At 67.7% G+C, this 15,714-nt stretch carries 14 protein-coding genes, 1 tRNA gene and 1 riboswitch; of the genes, 9 read left to right on the top strand and 6 right to left on the bottom strand.

Annotated elements, in window-relative coordinates:
- Nucleotides 1–94: 94 nt before the first annotated feature.
- The 5 genes from pstS (at nucleotide 95) to phoU (ending at nucleotide 4,856) form a co-directional block, all read left to right on the top strand.
- Nucleotides 95–1,129 carry a phosphate ABC transporter substrate-binding protein PstS gene (gene pstS, locus J7I44_RS00845; protein WP_209614568.1) on the top strand — a complete coding sequence of 345 codons (1,035 nt, stop codon included), beginning with the start codon at nucleotides 95–97 and terminating at the stop codon, nucleotides 1,127–1,129.
- A gap of 169 nt (nucleotides 1,130–1,298) precedes the next feature.
- Complete coding sequence (gene pstC, locus J7I44_RS00840) at nucleotides 1,299–2,306, top strand: phosphate ABC transporter permease subunit PstC (protein ID WP_209614567.1); 1,008 nt, start codon at nucleotides 1,299–1,301, stop codon at nucleotides 2,304–2,306.
- Complete coding sequence (gene pstA / locus J7I44_RS00835; RefSeq protein ID WP_209614566.1) at nucleotides 2,306–3,169, top strand: phosphate ABC transporter permease PstA; 864 nt, start codon at nucleotides 2,306–2,308, stop codon at nucleotides 3,167–3,169. Before pstC ends, pstA begins: the two co-directional genes overlap by 1 nt.
- Entirely contained in the window at nucleotides 3,162–3,968 is an 807-nt protein-coding gene (gene pstB / locus J7I44_RS00830; RefSeq protein WP_209614565.1) for a phosphate ABC transporter ATP-binding protein PstB, read from the top strand. Before pstA ends, pstB begins: the two co-directional genes overlap by 8 nt.
- A gap of 171 nt (nucleotides 3,969–4,139) precedes the next feature.
- Nucleotides 4,140–4,856: a phosphate signaling complex protein PhoU gene (phoU, locus tag J7I44_RS00825; RefSeq protein WP_209614564.1), complete on the top strand. Its 717-nt coding sequence runs from the start codon at nucleotides 4,140–4,142 to the stop codon at nucleotides 4,854–4,856.
- Nucleotides 4,857–5,098: 242 nt separating this feature from the next.
- Here the strand turns inward: phoU and J7I44_RS00820 are convergent, their stop codons facing one another.
- The 3 genes from J7I44_RS00820 to rnr are packed head-to-tail and all read right to left on the bottom strand — an operon-like array spanning nucleotide 5,099 to nucleotide 8,882.
- Nucleotides 5,099–5,380 carry a CBU_0592 family membrane protein gene (locus tag J7I44_RS00820; RefSeq protein WP_209614563.1) on the bottom strand — a complete coding sequence of 94 codons (282 nt, stop codon included), beginning with the start codon at nucleotides 5,378–5,380 and terminating at the stop codon, nucleotides 5,099–5,101.
- Entirely contained in the window at nucleotides 5,377–6,129 is a 753-nt protein-coding gene (gene rlmB / locus J7I44_RS00815) for a 23S rRNA (guanosine(2251)-2'-O)-methyltransferase RlmB (protein ID WP_209614562.1), read from the bottom strand. Before rlmB ends, J7I44_RS00820 begins: the two co-directional genes overlap by 4 nt.
- Nucleotides 6,126–8,882, bottom strand: a complete 2,757-nt coding sequence (rnr, locus tag J7I44_RS00810) for a ribonuclease R (RefSeq protein WP_245187838.1) — start codon at nucleotides 8,880–8,882, stop codon at nucleotides 6,126–6,128. The genes rlmB and rnr overlap by 4 nt, the downstream gene beginning before the upstream one ends.
- Before the next feature lie 229 nt (nucleotides 8,883–9,111).
- Between rnr and J7I44_RS00805 the strand changes: the two genes are divergently transcribed.
- Nucleotides 9,112–9,196: transfer RNA gene (locus tag J7I44_RS00805), tRNA-Leu, on the top strand.
- Nucleotides 9,197–9,385: 189 nt separating this feature from the next.
- Here J7I44_RS00805 and J7I44_RS00800 read toward each other — a convergent pair.
- Complete coding sequence (locus J7I44_RS00800; RefSeq protein WP_209614560.1) at nucleotides 9,386–9,823, bottom strand: VOC family protein; 438 nt, start codon at nucleotides 9,821–9,823, stop codon at nucleotides 9,386–9,388.
- A 237-nt stretch (nucleotides 9,824–10,060) separates the two neighbouring features.
- Nucleotides 10,061–10,155: riboswitch (glycine riboswitch) on the top strand.
- Nucleotides 10,156–10,193: 38 nt separating this feature from the next.
- Here J7I44_RS00800 and gcvP point away from each other — a divergent pair.
- Nucleotides 10,194–13,082: an aminomethyl-transferring glycine dehydrogenase gene (gcvP, locus tag J7I44_RS00795; protein WP_209614559.1), complete on the top strand. Its 2,889-nt coding sequence runs from the start codon at nucleotides 10,194–10,196 to the stop codon at nucleotides 13,080–13,082.
- Nucleotides 13,083–13,147: 65 nt separating this feature from the next.
- On the opposite strand, the gene J7I44_RS00790 is transcribed toward gcvP, so the two are convergent.
- Complete coding sequence (locus tag J7I44_RS00790) at nucleotides 13,148–13,396, bottom strand: helix-turn-helix domain-containing protein (RefSeq protein ID WP_209614558.1); 249 nt, start codon at nucleotides 13,394–13,396, stop codon at nucleotides 13,148–13,150.
- On the bottom strand, nucleotides 13,396–13,896 hold the full coding sequence (locus J7I44_RS00785; RefSeq protein ID WP_209614557.1) for a DUF2975 domain-containing protein: 501 nt from the start codon (nucleotides 13,894–13,896) through the stop codon (nucleotides 13,396–13,398). The genes J7I44_RS00790 and J7I44_RS00785 overlap by 1 nt, the downstream gene beginning before the upstream one ends.
- A gap of 84 nt (nucleotides 13,897–13,980) precedes the next feature.
- Between J7I44_RS00785 and J7I44_RS00780 the strand changes: the two genes are divergently transcribed.
- Nucleotides 13,981–14,916, top strand: coding sequence for an ABC transporter ATP-binding protein (locus J7I44_RS00780; RefSeq protein ID WP_209614556.1), 936 nt, complete (start codon nucleotides 13,981–13,983; stop codon nucleotides 14,914–14,916).
- Nucleotides 14,913–15,647: an ABC transporter permease gene (locus tag J7I44_RS00775; RefSeq protein ID WP_209614555.1), complete on the top strand. Its 735-nt coding sequence runs from the start codon at nucleotides 14,913–14,915 to the stop codon at nucleotides 15,645–15,647. Before J7I44_RS00780 ends, J7I44_RS00775 begins: the two co-directional genes overlap by 4 nt.
- The last annotated feature ends 67 nt before the right edge of the window (nucleotides 15,648–15,714 follow it).

The following is a 15,714-nucleotide window of genomic DNA, read 5'->3' as shown; positions in this document are numbered from 1 at the left end:
CTGCAACATCCATCTCATCTCATTGCAACACGCCTGACCTCAAATGCGTCCGCCGGGAATCCACCCGCGATGCACACCTTGAGAGGAACTGACCGTGTTGAATGCAACCACCGTTTCCCGCCTCGGTACGGCCGCCGCACTGGCTGCCGCCACGCTGATGGGCGCCAACGCCGCCCAGGCGACCGATATCACCGGTGCCGGCTCGAGCTTCGTCTACCCCGTACTGTCTCGCTGGTCGGCGAGCTACGCCGAAAAGACCGGCAACCACTTGAACTACCAGTCCGTCGGCTCCGGCGCCGGCATCGCGCAGATCAAGGAAGGCACGATCGATTTCGGCGCCTCCGACGCGCCGATGAAGGCCGAAGACCTGAAGAAATTCGGCCTGGGCCAGTTCCCGGTCGTGGTCGGCGGTATCGTGCCGGTGGTCAACATCGCCGGCGTGCAGGCTGGTCAGATCAAGCTCGATGGCGCGACCCTGGCTGACATCTTCCTGGGCAAGATCAGGAACTGGAACGATCCGAAGATTGCCGCGATGAACAGCGGCCTCAAGCTGCCGGCGGGCAAGATCACCGTCGTGCATCGCTCGGACGGCTCGGGCACGTCGTTCAACTTCACCAACTACCTGTCGAAGGTCAGCCCGGAGTGGGCCAGCCAGGTCAAGTTCGGCACCTCGGTCGACTGGCCGACCGGCGTGGGCGGCAAGGGCAACGAGGGCGTGTCGCAGTACGTCAAGCAGATCAAGGGCTCGATCGGCTACGTCGAATATGCCTACGCGGTGAAGAACAAGATCAGCTGGGTGGACCTGAAGAACGCCGCCGGCAACGTCGTCCCGCCGAACGCCGACAGCTTCGCCGCCGCGGCCACCACCGCCGACTGGGCCAGCGCCAAGGACTTCAACCTGATCATGACCAACGCCCCCGGCGCCAAGGCCTGGCCGATCACCGCGACCACCTGGGTGATCATGTACAAGCAGCCGAAGAACGCCGAGCACAGCAAGGTCGCCTTCGACTTCTTCAAGTGGGCGCTGGAGAACGGCCAGCAGCAGGCAGCCGCGCTGGACTACGTGCCGCTGCCGCGGAACCTGGTGCAGACGATCGAGGCCTACTGGGCTTCGGAATACAAGCACTGACACCCAACGGCTATTCCTGCGCCAGCCGGTCCTTCCCCGATCCGCCGGGGAAGGACTGCAGGGCGCATAGGGCGCCTTTCGCCGAAAGCCCCCTCAGTCCGTCGAACCGTTCCCCCGCGCACGGGGGAAGCAACCGCTGGAGCCCCGCTCCCTTCATGCGATCCACTTGATGTCAACCATTCCCGCCACCGACATTCCCGAGCAGCGCGCCAGGCACGACGCCCGCCACGACCGCCTGTTCGCCGGCTTGCTCAAGGCCTGCGCGCTGATCGTCCTGGCCGCGCTGCTGGGCGCGGCGTTCGCCACGCTGTGGGGCGGGCGCGAGGCGTTCGGCACGTTCGGCTGGCACTTCCTGGTCAGTTCCGCGTGGGACCCCAGCAGCCAGGAATACGGGGCGCTGGTGCCGGTGTACGGCACGCTGGCGACCTCTTTCATCGCGTTGCTGATCGCCGTCCCGGTGAGCTTCGGTATCGCCCTTTATCTCTCGGAAGTCGCGCCGCGCTGGCTGCGGACGCCGGTCGCCTCGGCGATCGAGCTGCTGGCGGGCATTCCCTCCATCATCTACGGCATGTGGGGCCTGTTCGTCTTCGCGCCCTTTTTCGCCGAGCACATCAAGCCGTGGCTGACCAACTACCTCGGCAACAACCCGGATGACGGCACCCCCTCGTGGGTGGCCACGCACGTGCCGTTCGTCGGCAAGTTGTTCGCCAGCGACTACCCGTTCGGCGCCAGCATCCTCACCGCCGGCATCGTGCTGGCGATCATGATCATCCCGTTCATTTCCTCGGTGATGCGCGAGGTTTTCCAGACCGTACCCACGCGCCTGAAGGAGTCGGCCTACGCGCTCGGCTCCAGCACCTGGGAAGTGTCCTGGGACATCGTGCTGCCGTACACGCGCTCGGCGGTGATCGGCGGCATCTTCCTTGGTCTGGGCCGCGCGCTGGGCGAGACGATGGCCGTGACCTTCGTGCTCGGCAACGCCATGGACCTGTCTGCCTCGCTGCTCGACCCCGGCTCCTCGATCGCCTCGACGATTGCCAACCAGTTCAGCGAGGCGGTAGGCCTGCAGAAATCCGCGCTGATGGCGCTGGCATTCCTGCTGTTCGTGGTGACCTTCATCGTGCTGCTGATCGCGCGCCTGATGCTGCGCCGCCTGGCCAGCCGGGAGGGCCGCTGATGGACCTGCTGTACTTCCGCCGCCGCCTGACCAACGCGCTGGCGCTCGTCCTGAGCACCCTCGCCACGCTGGTTGGCCTGGCCTTCCTCGCATGGATACTGTGGGAAACCCTGCGCCAGGGCCTCGCCGCGCTGGACCTGAAGCTCTTCACGAAGATCACCGCCTACGGCGACCAGGGCGGCCTGGCCAACGCCATGGTCGGCAGCCTGATCATCAACTTTGTCGGCATCGCCATTGCCACGCCGATCGGCGTGCTCGCCGGCACGTGGCTGGCCGAGTACGCCAACCGCACCCGGCTGGGCGAGACGATCCGCTTTCTCAACGACATCCTGCTTTCGGCGCCCTCGATCGTGATGGGCCTGTTCGTCTACACCATCATCGTGTTGCCGAGCACCGCGCTGACCCACGGCAACACTACGTTCTCCGGCTTCGCCGGTGGCGTGGCGCTGGCGCTGATCGCGCTGCCGGTGATCGTGCGCACCACCGACGAGATGCTGCGGCTGGTGCCCCCGACGCTGCGCGAGGCCGCGCTCTCGCTCGGCGTGCCGCAATGGAAGCTGACCTCGCAGATCCTGCTGCGCGCGGCGCGGTCGGGCATCGTCACCGGCGTGCTGCTGGCGCTCGCGCGCATCAGCGGCGAGACCGCGCCGCTGCTGTTCACCGCGTTCGGCAACAACTTCATGACCTTCAACCCGCTGGACAAGATGTCCAGCCTGCCCCAGGTGATCTACCAGTACGCCAACGATCCGGGCGAGACGATGCATGCGCTGGCCTGGGCCGGCGCCTTCGTGGTCACGCTGTTCGTGCTGCTGCTCAGCCTCGCCTCCCGCCTGCTGTTCGCCCGCAAGGTGTCCCATGACTAACGCTGCCGCCCTCGCCCTTGCTCCCTCGATGGCGCCGCCCGAGGCCGAGCCCAAGCTCAAGGTCCGCGACCTCAATTTCCACTACGACGGCTTCCATGCGCTGAAGAACATCGGCATGGACATTCCCGAGAAGCAGGTCACCGCGATCATCGGGCCCTCCGGTTGCGGCAAGTCCACGCTGCTGCGGATCTTCAACCGCATCTACGCGATCTACCCGAAGCTGAAGGCGACCGGTTCGATCGAGCTGGACGGCGAGAACATCCTGGATCCGCGCTACTCGCTCAACCGCTTGCGCAGCAAGGTCGGTATGGTGTTCCAGAAGCCGGTGCCGTTCCCGATGACGATTTTCGAAAACGTCGCCTACGGCATCCGCCACCACGAGCGGCTTTCGAAGGCGGAGATGGAAGCGCGCGTGGAGCAGGCGCTACGGGGTGGCGCGCTGTGGGACGAGGTGAAGGACAAGCTCAAGCAGAATGCGCTGGGCCTCTCCGGCGGCCAGCAGCAGCGCCTGTGCATCGCGCGCGCGATCGCGCTCAAGCCCGAGGTGCTCTTGCTGGACGAGCCGACCTCCGCGCTCGACCCGATCGCCACCGGGCGCATCGAGCAGCTGATCGAAGAGCTGAAAAGCCAGTTCACCATCGTGATCGTCACGCACAACATGCAGCAGGCGGCACGCGTGTCCGACCGCACCGCCTTCATGTACCTGGGCGAGCTGGTCGAGTACGACGAAACGGAGAAGATCTTCACCAAGCCCGGCAAGAAGCAGACCGAGGATTACATCACCGGCCGCTTTGGCTGAGGGGCGGGGATTGGGGATACGGGATTCGGGATTCGGTACAGCCCAAACCCGCTCACCCTCTCCCAATCCCAATCCCAATCCCAATCCCAATCCCGAATCCCGAATCCCGAATCCCGAATCCCGAATCCCGAATCCCGAATCCCGAATCCCGAATCAGCGAATCACCATCCCATGACCAAAGACCACATCATCAAGAGCTACGACAGCGAACTGGCGCGCCTCACCGGCGAGATCGTCCGCATGGGCGAGCTCGCCGCCGCGCAGCTGGAGGCGGCCATCGACGTGGTCGAGCGCCGCGATGATCGCGCCGCCCAGCGCGTGGTTGCCAACGACGATGCGATCGACGCGCTGGAGCAGGAGATCAGCCACGACGTGGTGCGCCTGCTCGCCCTGCGCGCCCCGATGGCCGGCGACCTGCGCAACGTGTTCGCCGCCCTGCGCATCGCCTCGGACATCGAACGCATCGGCGACTACGCGGCCAATGTAGCCAAGCGCTCGATCCCGCTGTCGATGGTCGCCCCGGTGGCGCCCACCAGCGGCCTGGGCCTCCTCGCCCGGCTGGCCGCCGCCGAGGTGCGCGACGTGCTGGGCGCCTATGCCCGGCAGGATGCCGAGCAGGGCTACCAGGTGTGGAAGCGCGACGCCAAGCTGGATGAGGCCTACACCGGCTACTTCCGGCAGCTGCTCACCTACATGATGGAAGACCCGCGCAACATCACGCCGTGCACGCACCTGTTGTTCATGGCCAAGAACATCGAGCGCATTGGCGACCACGCTACCAACATCGCCGAGAACCTCTGGTACCAGGTGTACGGCGAGCCGCTGGCAAAGCAGCGGGACAACCGCGACCTGACTTCCAACCCGGACATGCCCCGGTTGGGCGGCTGAGGCAAGGCCTCCCCCATCCGCCCTGCGGGCACCTTCCCCCGTCAACGGGGGAAGGAACCCACCCCTTGCGTCGCGCTTTGCGAGTGAGCCGTTCCCCGGTTCCACGCCCCCCTTGCGTCACGCTTTCCGAGTGAGCCTTCCCCCCGTTCCACGCCCGCCTTGCGTCACGCTTTCCGAGTGAGCCTTCCCCGGTTCCACGGGGGAAGGTGCCGACAGGCGGATGGGGGAAGCCTTGCAGGAAACTACAGCTCCGGCCCCGTCACCCTCTCGGCTCGCCGCCGCCGGGCGCTGCCCACGATGCCGAAGATGCCAATCGCCATCCACGCGACTTCCAGCGCGAACGCCGAGGCGTTGAAGCTGCCGAACAGCAACGACAGCGCCACGCCCAGCGCGCCCAGCACATTCATCAGCTGATAGGTCAGCCCGTTGCCGTGCAGCTTGTGCGCCTGCAGCAGCAGGAACGCCAGCAGCACCAGCACCACCCCGATGAAGCCGGCCCAGTCGTACCAGAACAGCGCGCTCATCGCTTCGCTCCACGCTGGCGCAACGCCTCGAACAGCACCACGCCGGTGGCGACCGACACGTTGAGACTCTCCATCATCCCCGGCATCGGGATCTTCGCCACGAAATCGCACAGCTCACGGGTCAGCCGGCGCATGCCCTCGCCTTCGCTGCCGAGCACCAGCGCCACCGGCCCGCGGAAGTCCACCTCATAGACCGAGGTGTCGGTGTCACCGGCCAGCCCGGTGATCCACACACCGGCATCCTTGAGCTCGCGCAGCGTGCGCGCCAGGTTGGTGACCGCCACCAGCGGCACGCGGTCGGCGCCGCCTGCGGAGGCGCGGCGCACCACCGGGGTCAGGCCGACGGCTCGATCCTTCGGCACGATCACGGCTGTGACCTTCGCGGCCGCGGCCGAGCGCAGGCAGGCACCCAGGTTGTGCGGATCGGTGATGCCGTCGAGCACCAGCACCAGCGTGTCCATGCCGTCGCGTTCGATCAGCGCGGCCAATTCGTCCTCGTGGGTCATCGGCGGCGGTTCGTAGAGCGCCACGATGCCCTGGTGACGCGCCTGACCGGCGATCTTGTCGAGCTGCTCGCGCGGACGATGATGCACCGGGATGTGGTGATTACGCGCCTGGTCGACGAGTTCCTTGATGCGCGCGTTGCGCTGCGCGGTGGCGACATCCACCAGCAGCTCCCGCACGCGCGTGGCGTCATTGGCCAGCGCGCCTTCGACAGGATTGATACCGACGATCCAACTCTCGCTCATGCCTTGCCCTTCGGTTTGCGCTGGCGACCCGGGCGTTTGGCGGCGGCGGAAGCGGCCTCCAGCGCCTTGCGCTTACCGCCGCCAGCCTTGCCGGACGTCTTCAGGTTGCTGTTGGCGCGTTCGCCCTTGGTCCTGCCTGCCTGAGCGCCCGTGGCCTGACCGCCCCTGGCCTGGCTGCCCTTGCCCTGCCGCTTGGTTTCTGGCGGAAGGGCCGACCGGCCCAGCGCCTCGGACGCCAGCTTGGTCGCCTTGCTGCGGACCTTCGGCCGCGCTTCCTCGGAGGGGAGCGCCTGCCGTCCCATCGCCTCGGATGCCACCTTGGCGGCCTTCCCGCGCGGCGCGCGATTATCCTCCATCACCGGCGCTGGCGGGGCCGGCGGTTCCACCGCTGCCCGGTTTCCACGTCCGAACGCCCGCCCCACCGCCCTGGCAGCGCGGCCGAACATGCCGGGCTCCTTGGCAACCGGTGGGCTGGCCGGTTTGGGCAGCGAGTAGCGCTCGCCGCTGGCGCTGTAGTCGTACGCCTTGCGCGGCGCGGCCGGTGGCCTGCCCTGCTCGCGCCTTGGCGCCAGGCGGAAGTCGATCTTGCGATCCTCGATGCTCGCCCGCAGCACCTGCACGCGCACGTGGTCGCCCAGGCGGAACTGCTCGCCCGTGCGCTCGCCCTTGAGCAGTTTCCGGATCGGATCGAAGTGGTAGTAGTCGTTGGCCAGCTGGCTGATGTGCACCAGCCCGGACACGCGCGACTCCTCAAGTTCCACGAACAGGCCGAACGACGTGACGCCGGTGATCACTCCGTCGAACTCGCTGCCGACGTGCTTGGACAGCCACGCGGTCTTGAAGCGTTCGTCGACGTCGCGCTCGGCCTCCTCGGCGCGCCGCTCGCGCTGCGAGCAATGCACGGCCATCGCGGCCATCTCGGTTGGTGTGTAGGTGTAGTCGTTCGGCTTGCCGCCCGTCAGCGCGTAGCGGATCGCGCGGTGTACGAGCAGGTCCGGGTAGCGGCGGATCGGCGAGGTGAAGTGCGCATAGGCCTCCAGCGACAGGCCGAAGTGTCCGCGGTTCTCCGGCTGGTAGGCCGCCAGGCTCTGCGAACGCAGCAGCACCGACTGGATCAGCTCGCGCTCGGGGCGGTCGTGCACCATCCGCAGGATGTCGGCGAAGTCGCCGGGGGTGACTTCCTCCACCGGTGGCATGCGCAGTTTGAACTCGCGCAGGAACTGCTGCAGGTCCTCGTACTTCTCCGCCGGCGGTGGCTCGTGTGCACGGAACAACGCCGGGATCTTCCTCTTGCTGAGGAACAACGCCGCCTGCACGTTGGCGGCGATCATGCATTCCTCGATCAGCTTGTGCGCGTCGTTGCGCTCGGTGGCGCCCATGGACTCCACCTCGCCGCGCTGGTCGAGCCGGAACTTGACCTCCGGCGTCTCGAAGTCGATCGCGCCGCGGCGCTTGCGCTGCGCGGCCATGGCCTTGTAGAGCGTGTGCAGGTGTTCGAGCTGCGGCAGCACGTCGGCGACCTGGTCGCGCGCTTCCGGCTCGAGCAGGCCGACCGCCTGCCACACGATGTCGTAGGTCAGCCGCGCGTGCGAGCGCATCACCGCGTCGTAGAACTTCGACTTGACCACCTCGCCGTCGTCGGTGATCTGCATGTCGCAGACCATGCACAGCCGCTCGACCTTGGGATTGAGCGAGCAGATGCCGTTGGACAGCGTCTCCGGCAGCATCGGCACCACGAAGCCGGGGAAGTAGGTCGAGGTACTGCGCTCGTAGGCCTCGCGGTCCAGCGGGCTGCCGACCTTGACGTAGTGCGAGACGTCGGCGATCGCCACCACCAGGCGCCAGCCGCCACCGCGGCGCGGCTCGGCGTAGACCGCGTCGTCGAAATCGCGCGCGTCGGCGCCGTCGATCGTCACCAGCGGCAGCTTGCGCAGGTCGGTGCGGCCCTGGCGCTCGGCGGCGGTTACTTCTGGCTCGACCTGGGCGGCGTCGCGCAGCACGTCGGCCGGCCATGCGTGCGGCAGGTCATGGCTGGCGATCGCCATTTCCACGAGCAACGAGGGCTGCAGGCGCTCGCCCAGCACCGACACGATCGTGCCCAGCGGTCCGCGATGCGGCGTGGGCGGATCGGTGATTTCCGCGACCACGATCTGTCCGGCGCGCGCGCCCTGCTCCTTGCCCGGCGGGATCATCACGTCCTGGTGCAGGCGCCGGTCGTCCGGGGAAACCAGCGTCACGCCGTTCTCGATCACCACGCGGCCGACCAGCCGGGGTGAACGACGTTGCAGCACCTCGGCGATCGCGCCCTGGCGTCGGCCGCGCCGGTCGATGCCAACCACGCTGGCGAGCACGCGGTCGCCGTGCAGCACCATGCGCATCTGCTGCGGCGAAAGGTACAGGTCGTCGCCGCCCTCGTCCGGGCGCAGGAAACCGTAGCCCTCGGCGTTCGCCAGCACCACGCCGGGGATCAGGTCGAGCTTGCGTACCGGCGCGTAGTCGCCGCGGCGGCCCTGCAGCAGCTGGCCGTCGCGCACCATCGCGCCGAGGCGCTTGCGCAGCGCGTTGATGTCATTCTCGTCGAACAGCTCCAACGCCTCGGCGATGCGCGCCTCACTGAGCATCTCGCCGCGTTCGTCCAGCAGCGCCAGGATCGCTTCGCGGCTGGGGATCGGCCGCTCGTAGCGTTGCGCTTCACGCTCGGCGAAGGGATCGCGCGCGCCTTTCGCGTGGGCCGGCGCGCCGGCCGGTGGCATACGCCGTGAGCCGCCCCGGGCGCGAGGTTTGGGGGCGCGCGGGGCTGCGGTATCGCCGCCCTTGCCGGTGCGGGGTGTCTTCTTTCTGGTCACGAAAAATCCTTGTGGTGGAGCGCCGCGCAGCATGCCGCGCGTTGCAATGAATTTCCTATCAACGAAGTGTTGACAAGCTGGGGGGACATGCCTACTCTACGCGGCTCGCGCAGCCCGAACGGCTCGCGCGACACCTGCCCAGGTGGCGGAATTGGTAGACGCACTAGTTTCAGGTACTAGCGGGTAAAACCGTGGAGGTTCGAGTCCTCTCCTGGGCACCAATTGTAGATGAAGCCCGCCGCAAGGCGGGCTTTTTCGTTTCCGCTGTTTACTCCCTCTTCCTCTGAGGTGAGGTTGGGTTGGCGAGGGCGGTTCGCCACTGCCCGCTGTGCCGTAGGGGCGCACCCTGCGCGCGACCTGGATGCACGACCGTCGCGCACAGGTGCGCCCCTGCAACACGTGAGCGGGTTCTAGGCTCCCGGAGCGGGCTCGTCCGTCCCGATCGGCGGTCCCTTGAGCTCGACCCTGTTCCCCTGCGGGTCGTAGCAGTAGATCGAGGGCCCCTCGCCCTGCGCGCCGTAGCGCGAGCCGATCTCGCCCACGCGCACGCCGTGGGCGTTCAGGTGCGCCACGATGGCGGCCTCGTCGTAGTTCTGCACGCTCAGGCACAGGTGATCCATGTTATGGCCGTCCCTGCCCGGCCCGGCGCCGCCGGGGCGGCCGAGCCTGCCATCGACCGGCACCAGGTCGATCAGCGACTCACCCGCGCGCAGCTGCACCAGGCCGATGGCGTCCTGGCGCCGTTCTTCCGTACAGCCGAGTACGTCGCAGTAGAACGCCTGCATGGCCGCCAGGTCGTAAACGCGCAACACCACGTGGTCGATCTGCTGGAGTCGGAACGGGGGCATGGCGGCTCCTCGACTGGGTTTTCCCGTGGAAGTCCACCGGTGGCCACTGGGCTGGTTCCGGTGGCCGGCAGCGCGAGGGCGTCGCCCGCCAGTGGCTCCCTGCAAAGGCCAAGGGTACCGGCATCGTACAGCTGCCCGCGGGGTATAATCGCCCCTTCGCACGCGGCGGGAGAAGCGGGGAACAGCCCGCTGCCGAAGACGCAACGCCCGTAATCGCTCAGGCCCGATACCGCCGCGTGCAAAAACTCTGGAGAGAGCGGTTGAATCCGCCGCCGAAGGGGCACGAAGCGTCCAGCTTCCAAACTCTCAGGCAAAAGGACAGAGGGGCGCCCCGCGTGCGGCACGCACGCGTTGCCTTCGGACGCCCGCCATGAGCCAGACCAAGACCCCCTCGCTGCGCGACCTGGAAAACCACGACGCCTTCATCGCGCGCCACATCGGCCCCAACGATGCCGAGATCGCGCAGATGCTGCGCACGATCGGCTACGACTCGCTCGAGGCGATGACCGACGCCATCGTGCCCGGCAAGATCAAATCGCCCGCCGCGCTGGACCTGCCTTCCGCTGTAAGCGAGGTCGAGGCGTTGGCCAAGATCCGCGCCATCGCCGACAAGAACCAGGTCTTCAAAAGCTTCATCGGCCAGGGCTACTACGGCACCCACACGCCCAACGTCATCTTGCGCAACATCCTGGAGAACCCGGCGTGGTACACGGCCTACACGCCCTACCAGGCGGAGATCTCGCAGGGCCGCATGGAGGCGCTGATCAACTTTCAGACCATGTGCGCCGACCTGACCGGCATGGAGATCGCCAACGCCTCGCTGCTGGATGAAGGCACCGCGGCGGCCGAGGCGATGACGCTGGCCAAGCGTTCGGGCAAGTCCAAATCGAACGTGTTCTTCGTCTCCGACCGCGTGCACCCGCAGACGCTCGAAGTGCTCAAGACCCGAGCCGAGGCGATGGGCATCGACCTGCACGTGGGTTCCGACGCCGACGCCGCCGCGGTCGACAGCTACGGCATCCTGCTGCAGTACCCGGACACCTTCGGCCACATCGGCGACTACAAGACGCTGGCCGAGGCCGTGCACGCGCGCGGCGGCATCGTGTGCGTGGCGACCGACCTGCTGGCGCTCACCCTGATCGCCGCACCCGGCGACTGGGGCGCGGACATCGTGGTCGGCAACACCCAGCGCTTCGGCGTGCCGTACGGTTTCGGCGGCCCGCATGCCGCCTTCATGGCCTGCCGCGATGCCTACAAGCGCTCGATGCCGGGTCGCCTGATCGGCGTGTCCATCGACGCCGAGGGCAAGAAGGCCTATCGCCTGACGCTGCAGACGCGCGAGCAGCACATCCGCCGCGAGAAGGCGACCTCCAACATCTGCACCGCGCAGGTGCTGCTGGCGGTGATGGCGAGCATGTACGCCGTCTACCACGGCCCCGAGGGCCTGACCCGCATCGCCCGCCGCGTGCATCGCCTGGCGGCGATCCTGGCCGCCGCGCTGGGCAAGGCCGGCGTGGCCGTGGGCAAGGATTTCTTCGACACGCTGCACGTCACCGGCATCGACGCCAAGGCGATCCTCGCCAAGGCCGAGGCGGCGCGCATCAACCTGCGCCGCATCGACGAGAAGAGCGTGGGCATCAGCCTGGACGAGACCACCACGCGCGCCGACGTCGTCGCGCTGGCCGGCCTGTTCGGCGCGCAGGCGGACATCGATGCGCTCGATGCGGCCGTCTCCGACGCCCTGCCCGCCGCGGTGGAGCGCAAGAGCACCTTCCTCACCCATCCGGTGTTCAACACCTACCACAGCGAGCACGAGCTGCTGCGCTACATGCGTGCGCTGGCGGACAAGGACCTGGCGATGGACCGCACGATGATCCCGCTGGGCTCGTGCACCATGAAGCTCAACGCCACCGCCGAGATGATCCCGGTGACCTGGCCCGAGTTCGGCCAGATCCACCCGCTGGCGCCCGCCGCGCAGACGCAGGGTTACAAGGACCTGATCGACGGCCTGGAAGCCATGCTGGTCGAGTGCACCGGCTACGACGCGGTCAGCCTGCAGCCGAACTCCGGTGCGCAGGGCGAATACGCCGGCCTGCTGGCGATCCGCGCCTACCACCGCTCGCGCGGCGAAGGTCATCGCGACATCTGCCTGATTCCCGAGTCCGCCCACGGCACCAACCCGGCGTCCGCACAGATGTGCGGCATGCAGGTGGTGGTGACCAAGTGCGACGCCAACGGCAACGTCGACCTGGAAGACATGCGCCGCAACGCGGAGAAGTATTCCGACCGCCTCGCCGCGCTGATGATCACCTACCCGTCCACGCACGGCGTGTTCGAGGAAGACATTGTCGCCATCTGCGACATCGTCCACCAGCACGGCGGTCAGGTGTACACCGACGGCGCCAACATGAACGCGCTGGTCGGCGTGGCCAAGCCCGGCAAGTGGGGCTCGGACGTCTCGCACCTGAACCTGCACAAGACCTTCTGCATCCCGCACGGCGGTGGCGGCCCGGGCGTGGGCCCGTGCGCGGTCAAGTCGCACCTCGCGCCGTTCCTGCCCCGCAAGCTGGGCGAGGACACGCCGGTGGGCATGGTTTCGGCCGCGAGCTTCGGCAGCGCGAGCATTCTGCCGATCAGCTGGATGTACATCACCATGATGGGCAACGAAGGCCTGCGCCGCGCCACCCAGGTCGCGCTGCTCAACGCCAACTACATCGCCAAACGGCTGGCCGATCATTACGAGACGCTCTACACCGGCCGCAACGGGCTGGTGGCGCACGAGTGCATCCTCGACCTGCGTCCGCTGAAGGATGCCACCGGCATCAGCGCCGAGGACGTGGCCAAGCGCCTGATCGACTTCGGCTTCCACGCCCCGACGCTGAGCTTCCCGGTCGCCGGCACGCTGATGGTCGAGCCGACCGAAAGCGAATCGACGTCCGAACTGGACCGTTTCATCGACGCGATGATCCAGATACGCGACGAGATCCGCGCGATCGAGGACGGCCGCCTGGACCGCGAGGACAACCCGCTCAAGCACGCCCCGCACACCGCCACCCAGGTGTCGGCCACCGAGTGGACCCACGCCTATCCGCGCGAACTGGCGGCCTTCCCGCTGCCCAGCCTGAAGTTCCAGAAGTACTGGTCGCCGGTGGCCCGCGTGGACAACATCTACGGCGACAAGAACGTGTTCTGCAGCTGCGTGCCGATCAACGACTTCAAGGAAGAGATCGAAGCGTTCAGCGAACCGAACGTGTCCTGATCACGACCAGGGCCCCGCACAAGCGGGGCCTTCTTCGTTCGGGGTACGCGGGGCCGCCTGTCGCGTCAGCCCTGCTCGTCATCCGGCGACACGTCCGCCAGGTCACCGGCATCGAACCGGTAGTCGAGCAGGTCGCCCGGCTTGCACTCCAGTGCCGCGCACATCTTCGCCAGCGTGCGGAAACGGATGCCCTTGACCTTGCCCGAGCGGAACAGCGAAAGCTGCGTTTCGCTGATGCCCACGCGGCCGGCCAGGTCGCGCGCCTTGATGCCCTTGCGGGTGATCACCTCGTCGAGCGTCACACGAATCGGCATCAGAGGATCTCGTCCAGTTCGGCCTGCATGCGGCGCGCCTGTTCCACCAGCCGCGCCAGCAGCATCAGCGCGGCGCCGATGATCACCAGCATGATGCCGGACAGGTCGAAATACGCGTAGCCACCGCGCCCGTGCTCGATCACCCGTGTGAGGTTGGTCACCGCGAACAGGTTGAACAGCGCGCCGACCATCACCGCCGAGCCGATCTGCCGCAGCGCGCGCGCCACCGCGGCGGCGAACAGGCGGCCCTGCGCCAGTTCATCGAGCGCGCGGCGCACTGCCCACAGACCCCACAGATAGAACGCGCCCGGCACCACGTGCACACCGGCCAGCAGCAGGTCACGCCAGCCGTGGCCACTTGTGTCGCCGCGGGCCAGCAGCGACGTCAACGGCACGATCAGATACGGCAGCACCAGCAGCAGCGCGAGGCAAACCCACACGAAGCCCGCAACGTGCCGCAACAGGCGGCATTGGTGCTGGAAACGGTTTGGTCCGGACATGGCAGGCTCCAGAAACTTTATGTTTGACTTAAAACAGGCGGCAAGGATAACTTTATCTCCAACTTAAAACTCGGAACACCCCCCGTGTGCCTTGCGATCCAGACTCAAGACCTTTGCCGCCGCTTCGGCGACCGGCTGGTGGTCGACCAGGTATCCATGCGCGTGCCCCGCCACGCCATCTACGGCTTCCTCGGCCGCAACGGCGCCGGCAAGACGACCACGCTGAGGATTCTTCTCGGCCTGCTGCGCGCCGACGGCGGGCGGGCGCTGGTCGACGGCATCGACGTGGCGACCGACCGCCTTGCCGCCGCCCGCCGGATCGGCGCCCTGCTCGAAGCACAGGGCTTCTACGTGAACCTGAGCGGCGAGGCCAACCTGGATCTCACCCGGCGCCTGCTCGGTTGTCCCACCAGGGAAGTCGCACGCGTGCTGGCGCTGGTCGAGCTGGACGCGCACGCGCGCCGTCGCGTGGGCGACTACTCGCTGGGCATGCGCCAGCGGCTCGGGCTGGCGCGCGCCCTGCTGGGCGCGCCGCCGGTGCTGGTGCTGGACGAGCCGACCAACGGCCTGGACCCGGAGGGCATGGCCGACATGCGCCGGCTCCTGCGCGAGTTGCCCGGGCGCGCGGGCGTCACCGTGCTGCTGTCCAGCCATCTGCTGGGCGAGATCGAGCAAGTCGCCACGCACGTGGGCATCCTGAGCAAGGGCCGGCTGGTCATGGAGGGCGAGCTGGGCGCACTGAAGGCGAGCCTCGCGGCGGACATCCGCATCGAGGCCGATGACCTCGCACGCGCTGCCGGCGTGGCACGCACGCACGGCTTCGAGGTGGACACGACGAATGACGCCCTCGTCGCCCGCCTGGCACCCGGCGCGGACCCTCGTCCCCACGCGGCCGCACTCAACCGCGCGCTGTGCGCCGCGGGCGTGGCCGTGCACGCGCTGCAGCCGGGGCTGCCGTCGCTGGAACGGTTGTACTCGGCCGTCTCGCACGCTCCGGCCGCGATGGAGGCCACGCCATGAGCCTGGCCACCGCCTTGCTGGTCGAACACCGCAAGCTGCGCCGTTCGCTGGCCCTGCTGCTGGCCGCCAGCGTGCCGCTGCTGATCGCGGTGTTCCTTTTCTTCAACCTGCTGCGCATGCACCAGCCGCGCCCCTGGCAGCAATGCATGCAGATGGGCGCGGCGATCTGGGCGTTCTTCATGCTGCCGATGGGCGTGACCGCGCTGACCGTGCTGGTGGCGCAGGTCGAGCATGGGCCACGCAGCTGGGACCACCTGCGCGCCCTGCCCGTTCCCCGCTGGCACCTCTATCTCGCCAAGGCGGCCTGGGTACTGGGCACGGTGGCGCTGATGAGCCTGGGCGTGTTGCTGGGCAGTGCCGCGGCGCTGTACCTGGCCGGCCGGGTCGATCCGGCGGTGGCGCCACAAGGGCACTTCGACCTGGCATACGGCGCGCTGCTGTACGCAAAGATGTACGCGTCCTCGCTGTTGCTGGTGGCGGTGCAGCTCTGGCTGGCGTTGCGCTACGCCAGCTTCGTGCCCGCGCTGGCCGCCGGCATCGGCGGAACGTTCTTCGCGGTGGTCGCCAGTTCCGCCAAGGTCGGCGTGGTGCTGCCCTGGCAGGTGCCGATCAACATGCTGGCGAGCGATCCACTGCGGGCGCGGCTCGCCCTGGCATGGGGTTGCCTCGGTGGCCTGGCAGCCCTTGCGGTGATGCTCCTGCACCTGGCGCGGCGCGAAGTGCGCGGCTGATGTGATCTCTCAGTAGGTTGTTCACCCGGGGCGATCCCGGGATTCTGGAGGTGCGACCCACCCAGCC

It is taken from the genome of Frateuria flava (assembly GCF_017837635.1).
Lineage (GTDB): Bacteria > Pseudomonadota > Gammaproteobacteria > Xanthomonadales > Rhodanobacteraceae > Frateuria_A > Frateuria_A flava.
Note: the sequence above shows the minus strand (reverse complement) of the source record. Positions and strands in the feature narration are given on the sequence as shown.